This window comes from Stenotrophomonas sp. PS02300, assembly GCF_029959395.1.
GTDB classification, from domain to species: Bacteria; Pseudomonadota; Gammaproteobacteria; order Xanthomonadales; family Xanthomonadaceae; genus Stenotrophomonas; species Stenotrophomonas maltophilia_AD.
Genome location: NZ_JASCOP010000177.1, coordinates 1 through 6,443 on the forward strand (window position 1 = coordinate 1; position 6,443 = coordinate 6,443).

The 6,443-nt window shown below is 67.1% G+C and carries 7 protein-coding genes; 4 read left to right on the forward strand and 3 right to left on the reverse strand.

The window, feature by feature from the left end; translation table 11 throughout:
- Positions 1–79: 79 nt before the first annotated feature.
- A complete protein-coding gene (locus QMX79_RS19415; protein ID WP_282248232.1) occupies positions 80–343 on the reverse strand; it encodes a hypothetical protein in 264 nt (87 codons plus the stop codon).
- Between the two features lie 151 nt (positions 344–494).
- On the opposite strand from QMX79_RS19415, the gene QMX79_RS19420 reads away from it, so the two are divergent.
- From QMX79_RS19420 to QMX79_RS19430, 3 genes are read left to right on the forward strand one after another with little or no spacing between them, the layout of a single operon-like run.
- Positions 495–1,613 carry a class I SAM-dependent methyltransferase gene (locus QMX79_RS19420; protein ID WP_282248233.1) on the forward strand — a complete coding sequence of 373 codons (1,119 nt, stop codon included), beginning with the start codon at positions 495–497 and terminating at the stop codon, positions 1,611–1,613.
- Positions 1,610–2,329, forward strand: coding sequence for a pseudouridine synthase (locus QMX79_RS19425; protein ID WP_282248234.1), 720 nt, complete (start codon positions 1,610–1,612; stop codon positions 2,327–2,329). Before QMX79_RS19420 ends, QMX79_RS19425 begins: the two co-directional genes overlap by 4 nt.
- Positions 2,326–3,006, forward strand: coding sequence for an HAD family phosphatase (locus QMX79_RS19430; RefSeq protein ID WP_282248235.1), 681 nt, complete (start codon positions 2,326–2,328; stop codon positions 3,004–3,006). Before QMX79_RS19425 ends, QMX79_RS19430 begins: the two co-directional genes overlap by 4 nt.
- Before the next feature lie 292 nt (positions 3,007–3,298).
- Here the strand turns inward: QMX79_RS19430 and fabB are convergent, their stop codons facing one another.
- A complete protein-coding gene (fabB, locus tag QMX79_RS19435) occupies positions 3,299–4,507 on the reverse strand; it encodes a beta-ketoacyl-ACP synthase I (RefSeq protein ID WP_282248236.1) in 1,209 nt (402 codons plus the stop codon).
- On the reverse strand, positions 4,507–5,022 hold the full coding sequence (gene fabA / locus QMX79_RS19440; RefSeq protein ID WP_068854535.1) for a 3-hydroxyacyl-[acyl-carrier-protein] dehydratase FabA: 516 nt from the start codon (positions 5,020–5,022) through the stop codon (positions 4,507–4,509). Before fabA ends, fabB begins: the two co-directional genes overlap by 1 nt.
- Before the next feature lie 219 nt (positions 5,023–5,241).
- Between fabA and dinB the strand changes: the two genes are divergently transcribed.
- Positions 5,242–6,309: a DNA polymerase IV gene (gene dinB / locus QMX79_RS19445; RefSeq protein WP_282248237.1), complete on the forward strand. Its 1,068-nt coding sequence runs from the start codon at positions 5,242–5,244 to the stop codon at positions 6,307–6,309.
- Positions 6,310–6,443: the final 134 nt, after the last annotated feature.

Here is a 6,443-nt window from a genome sequence, read left to right on the forward strand (position 1 = left end):
CGCGGGGGGGGGGGGGGGTTTTTTTTTAAACCCCCCCGCCGGGGGGCGGGGCGGGCCCCGCCCCGCCCCGCGCCTGTCCTCAATGCGTGAATACTTCCGGCTCGGCTTCGAAGCGGCGCGCATAGGCGCGCTCATCCGCAATCCGGGCTACTTCCTCATCGGCCATGTCGGGCGCGCCGTACACCGCATAGGCCACGGCGCCATCGGCCTGCTTGCCCACCTGGTGCAACCGGTACCTCGAATGCCCACCACCGGTGTCCTCGGGGTAGTGCACCGGCGGCTGAGCGCCCTCCAGATCCATTTCGCTGTTGTCGACCACGCCACCGACGAACAATGCGCGCATGAGCTACCTCCGTTGCGAATGAGCCTTCACCCTGACCGACTGCATGTTGCGATGGCATCAAGGCAGCGTTGAATAAACGCAAATCGGCCGCCGGAGGGGGTGGTTCGGCCGAAACGGTAGAATGGCGGTCTCTTTTCAAGATGTGCCCCCCATGGCTGCCCAGCACGACGCCCCCCTGGAAACCCTGTTCCTGCCGTTCGGCGGCGCGCTGAGCTGGCCGGCAGGGCCGGTGCTGTTCCTGCGCGCCCGCGATGGCTGGCCGCTGCGCGAGCACGCCCAGCCGGGCCAGCTGGTCTGCGAGCAGAGCTTCCGCCCGTTCGCCGACGCCTTGGAAGCCAGCGGCTGGACCGTGCGCGACGAGCAGCAGCTGGCCACCGACGGCACCCGCTACGCGGTGGTGCTGGTACTGCCGCCGCGCCAGCGTGAAGAAGCCCGCGCGCTGTTTGCCCGCGCGCTGGCGCTGGCCGCCCCGGGCGGCATCGTGGTGGCCTGCCAGCACAACAACGAAGGCGCCCGCTCCGGCGAAGGCGACCTGCAGCAGCTGGCCGGGCTGGGCGGCAAGATGACCAAGAACCACTGCCGGGTGTACTGGACCGCGCCCCTGGACGGCCAGCACGACGCCGCCCTGGCCCAGCGCTGGGCCGCGCTGGATGCGCCGCGCGCGATCCTGGGCGGGCGTTTCCAGAGCCGCCCGGGCATCTTCGCCTGGGACCGCATCGACCCGGCCTCGGCGCTGCTGGTGGAACAGCTGCCGGCCGACCTGGCCGGGCGCGGCGCGGACCTGGGGGCCGGCTTCGGCTACCTGTCCAGTGAAGTGCTGCAGCGCTGCCCGCAGGTGAGCGCGCTGGACCTGTTCGAGGCCGAAGGCCGCGCGCTGGCGCTGGCCAAGGTCAACCTGGAGGCGCTGGGCAAGCCGGCCACGCTGGGCTTCCACTGGCAGGACGTGACCGCCGGGATCGAGGCGCAGTACGACTTCATCGTGACCAACCCGCCGTTCCACACCCCGTCGCGTGCCGACCGCCCGGACATCGGCCAGCGCTTCATCGCCGTGGCCGCGCAGGCGCTGCGCCCGGGCGGGCGGATGTGGCTGGTGGCCAACCGCCACCTGCCGTACGAGCAGATCCTCAACGAAAGCTTCGGCCAGGTGCGCGTGGCCGCCGAGCGCGACGGCTTCAAGCTGATCGAGGCGACCAAGGCCAGCAAGAGCCCCACCCCCGCCAGGGCCCCGCGCAGCGACGAGCCGAAGTGGGGCCGCGGAGGCCGCGCATGAAGCTGGTGAAACTGCTGGCCAACCTGGGCTATGGCAGCCGCAAGCAGGTGCAGGGCATGTTCCGCGAGGGGCTCATCACCGATGCGGACGGCGAGGTGCTGTACGCCGATGACCAGGTGGCCCACGAGGCGATCCGGGTCGAGGGCGAGCCGCTGGATCCGCCGCAGGGGCTGACCCTGATGCTGCACAAACCGCGCGATTACACCTGTTCGACCAAGGACAAGGGCCGGCTGATCTACGACCTGCTGCCGCCGCGCTTCCGCGAACGTTCGCCGGTGCTGTCCTCGGTGGGCCGGCTGGACCGCGACACCAGCGGCCTGCTGCTGATGACCGACGACGGTGCGCTGCTGCACCGGATCGTGTCGCCCAAATCGCGGCTGGACAAGGCCTACCAGGTGACCGTGGCCGAAGACCTGCGCGGTGACGAGGTGGCACGTTTTGCCAGCGGTGCGCTGCTGCTGGAAGCGGACGACAAGCCGCTGCTGCCGGCCGAACTGCACGTGCGTTCGGCGCGAGAGGCCGAACTGGTGCTGCACGAAGGCCGCTACCACCAGGCCCGGCGCATGTTCGCCGCGGTGGGCAACCACGTGCAGGCGCTGCACCGCAGCCGCATTGGCGGGCTGTCGCTGGGCGAGCTGCCCGAGGGCGAGTGGCGCATGCTGGATGCGACGGACCTGGACACGCTGTTCACCGGGCACCTGACCGACGCACCATGACCGCCATTGCCGCACTGCCGTTCCTGCCCGAAGCGGTCATCTTCGACATGGATGGCCTGATGATCGACAGCGAGCGCGTCTCGCTGGCGTGCTGGTCGCAGGCGGCACGGGAACAGGGGCTGCCGTTCACCGATGACTTCTGGCTGGGCATGGTGGGGCTGGGCGACCGCGACTGCGAACAGCGCCTGCTGCAGCACATCAGTGCAGACGAGGTAGCCGCGTTGTTCGCGCGCTGCCACGAGCTGTACGAGGAACGCACCCAGCAGGGCCTGCCGCTGCGGCCGGGCATCATCGAGATCCTGCAGCTGCTGCAGGCGCATGGCATTCCGCGCGCGGTGGCCACCTCCACCCGGCAGCCGCGTGCGTCGCGCAAGCTGGCCGCAACCGGCTTGCTGGCGTACTTCGACCATGTGGTGACCAGCAGCGACGTGGCCCATCCCAAGCCGGCGCCAGACATCTACCTGTTGGCGGCCCAGAAGCTGGGCAAGGATCCGTCACGCTGCCTGGCGCTGGAAGATTCACCGGCCGGCATCCGCGCGGCGGTCAGCGCGGGCATGACCGCGATCCAGGTGCCGGACCTGGTGCACCCGGACGAGGCGCTGCGCGCGCTCGGCCATCGCATCGTCGATTCGCTGCGCGACGCGCACGCACTGCTGGTACCGCTGCTGCCGCGGTGAGAAAGGCGCTGCTGCCGGGCGGTGCAGACGCCCTGCGGAAATACTGTTGCCCCGGGGTAGAGTCGCATCCCGATCGACTGCACGTAATGGTGCCAGGTTCATTGAGGCATGGAGTTCAAGCGAAAGGCGCGTCTCCGGCAGAGGTCATGCGTCCCCGAACGCGGTAGAGGTTATCGGCGGTCGTTCGGGAACCGACCCTACCACCGCCCGGATTCCACGTGGACGTCATCGCACCATCGCGCAAAAAAAACCCGGCACGTGGCCGGGTTTTTCACACCAACGCCGTGCGGAATCAGACCCGCCCGAATACCAAGGCTGCGTTGGTACCGCCAAAGCCGAAGCTGTTGGACATCACCGTGTTCAACTGCTTGTCCTGGCTTTCGCGCACGATCGGGAACCCTTCCACCGCCGGGTCCAGTTCGCCGATGTTGGCCGAACCGGCGATGAAGCCGTCGCGCATCATCAGCAGGCAGTAGATCGCTTCGTGCACGCTGGCCGCACCCAGCGAATGGCCCGACAGCGCCTTGGTGGAGGACAGCGGCGGAATCGATTCGCCGAACACTTCGCGCACCGCCTTCAGCTCGGTGACATCGCCCAGCGGGGTCGAGGTGCCGTGCGTGTTGAGGTAGTCGATCGGGCCGCTGAGGTTCTGCATGGCCATGTTCATGCAGCGCACCGCGCCTTCACCGGACGGGGCGACCATGTCGGCACCGTCGGAGGTGACGCCGTAGCCCACCAGTTCGGCATAGATGCGCGCACCGCGTGCCACGGCGTGGTCGTAATCTTCCAGCACCAGCATGCCGCCGCCACCGGCGATGACGAAGCCGTCGCGGTCCTTGTCATAGGGGCGCGATGCGGTGGCGGGCGTTTCATTGAAGCGGGTGGACAGGGCGCCCATCGCATCGAACATGACGCTCATCGACCAGTGCAGGTCTTCACCACCACCAGCGAACATCACGTCCTGCGCGCCATGCCGGATCAGGTCGGCGGCGGCGCCGATGCAGTGCGCGGAGGTGGCGCAGGCGGCCGACAGCGAGTAGCTCAGGCCCTTGATCTGGAAGGCGGTGGCCAGGCAGGCCGACACGGTGGAGCACATCGTGCGCGGCACCATGTACGGGCCGACCTTGCGCACGCCACGCGCGCGCAGGATGTCGGCCGATTCGACCTGCCACTGGCTGGAGCCGCCGCCGGAGCCGGCGATCAGGCCGGTGCGCGGGTTGGCCACCTGCGCTTCGTCCAGGCCGGCATCGGCGATGGCATCGCGCATGGCGATGTAGGCGTAGGCGGAGGCATCGCTCATGAAGCGCTTGAGCTTGCGGTCGATCTGCGCATCCAGGTCGAGTTCGACGTTGCCGCCGACATGGCTGCGCAGGCCGGCTTCGGCGTGGTCGGGAAGATTGCGGATGCCGGCGCGGCCTTCACGCAGTGCGGAGGACACGGTGTCCAGATCGTTGCCCAGGCACGAGGTGATGCCCATTCCGGTAATGACGACGCGACGCATCAGAAGTTCTCGGTGGAAGTGAACAGACCTACGCGGAGGTCTTTGGCGGTGTAGATTTCGCGGCCGTCGACCAGCATGCGGGCATCGGACTGCGCCATGACCAGCTTGCGGTTGATGACGCGGGTGATGTCGATTTCATAGGTGACGCGCTTTGCGTCGGGCAGCACCTGGCCGGTGAACTTCACTTCACCGCAGCCGAGTGCGCGGCCACGGCCAGGGGCGCCCAGCCAGGTCAGGTAGAAGCCGGTGAGCTGCCACATCGCGTCCAGGCCCAGGCAACCGGGCATCACCGGGTCGCCGATGAAATGGCAGCCGAAGAACCACAGGTCGGGGCGGATATCCAGTTCCGCGCGCACGTAGCCTTTGCCGTGGGGACCGCCGTCATCGCGGATGTCGGTGATGCGATCGAACATCAGCATCGGGTCATTGGGCAGGCGACCGCTGCCCGGCCCGAACAGTTCGCCACGGGCGCTGGCCAGCAGCTGTTCGCGCGAGAACGCGTTGAGACGAGTCATGGAAAACGCAATCCTGAAGATGAAGGGCGGCGGTTTGTTGCCGTTGAAAGCACCCAAGAGTGCAGAGTAATTTCCATTCAATCAAACGTTTTAACCGTACGCCGGCGTAGTGTTTTCAGCTTCAAAAACGCATGTCGTTGTTATGAAAAGACCATACTCAGGCGTGTGGCTGTAATCTTGTTCATCTATTCCTGCCGCTTGGGCCCTTGAGATTCCGCCGTGTCCGCACAACGCAAGATCATCCACGTCGACATGGACGCGTTCTACGCGTCGGTGGAGCAGCGCGACAATCCGTCGCTGCGCGGGCTGCCGGTGGTGGTGGCGTGGAAGGGGGCGCGTTCGGTGGTGTGCGCGGCGTCGTACGAGGCGCGGGTGTTCGGGATCCGTTCGGCGATGCCGGCGATGCGGGCGGAGCGGTTGTGTCCGGATGCGGTGTTCGTGCCGCCGGATTTCGTGCGTTACAAGGCGGTGTCGCGGCAGGTGCGGGAAATTTTCCTGCGGCATACGGATCTGGTGGAGCCGTTGTCGCTGGATGAGGCGTACCTGGATGTGACGGTGCACAAGGGCGGGATGACGGTGGCGACGGAGATCGCGACGCTGATCCGCACGCAGATCCGGGAGGAGACGCAGTTGACGGCGTCGGCGGGGATCGCGCCAAACAAGTTCCTGGCGAAAATCGCGTCGGACTGGCGCAAGCCGGACGGGCAGTTCGTGGTGCCGCCGCACCGGATCGATCAGTTCCTGTTGCCGCTGCCGGTGAAGCGGGTGCCGGGGGTGGGCAAGGTGATGGAGGGCAAGCTGTCGGAGCTGGGTATCGTGACGGTGGGCGATCTGCGTGGGTTGCGGCTGGAGGAGCTGGAAGGGCGCTTCGGCAGCTTCGGTGCAAGCCTGTACCGGCGTGCGCGCGGTATCGATGAGCGTCCGGTGGAACCGGATCAGCAGGTGCAGTCGATTTCGTCGGAGGACACGTTCGCGGAGGATCTGCCGCTGGAGGCGCTGGAGCCGGCGATTGTGGAGCTGGCGGGCAAGACGTGGAATGCAACACGGAAGACGGACCGGGTGGGGCACACGGTGGTGTTGAAGTTGAAGACGTCGCAGTTCCGGATCATCACGCGCAGTTTCACGCCGGAATCGCCGCCGGAAACGCTGGAAGAACTGCGCGATATCGCACTGGCGTTGCGCGCGCGCGTGGACCTGCCGGCGGAGACGCGGTATCGGCTGGTGGGGGTTGGCCTGGGTGGATTCCGCGAACGCGAGCCGGTCAGCCAGATGGGGTTGTTTGACTGAAGCAACAGCAGAAGCAAGGTTTCACTGCTACGGGTAGCGGGCCGGCGGGTGCGGGTTGGCGGGACACGCCGTAAACCCATCCTTGGGGGCTTGTAGAAAACATCCATGTTTTCTACAGTCCCGCCAACCCGCCC

Coding starts and splice junctions, on each gene's coding strand:
- QMX79_RS19425 (WP_282248234.1), top strand. CDS start 1,610: ATGAAGCTGGTGAAACTGCTGGCCAACCTGGGCTATGGCAGCCGCAAG.
- QMX79_RS19430 (WP_282248235.1), top strand. CDS start 2,326: ATGACCGCCATTGCCGCACTGCCGTTCCTGCCCGAAGCGGTCATCTTC.
- fabA (WP_068854535.1), bottom strand. CDS start 5,022: ATGACTCGTCTCAACGCGTTCTCGCGCGAACAGCTGCTGGCCAGCGCC.
- QMX79_RS19415 (WP_282248232.1), bottom strand. CDS start 343: ATGCGCGCATTGTTCGTCGGTGGCGTGGTCGACAACAGCGAAATGGAT.
- QMX79_RS19420 (WP_282248233.1), top strand. CDS start 495: ATGGCTGCCCAGCACGACGCCCCCCTGGAAACCCTGTTCCTGCCGTTC.
- fabB (WP_282248236.1), bottom strand. CDS start 4,507: ATGCGTCGCGTCGTCATTACCGGAATGGGCATCACCTCGTGCCTGGGC.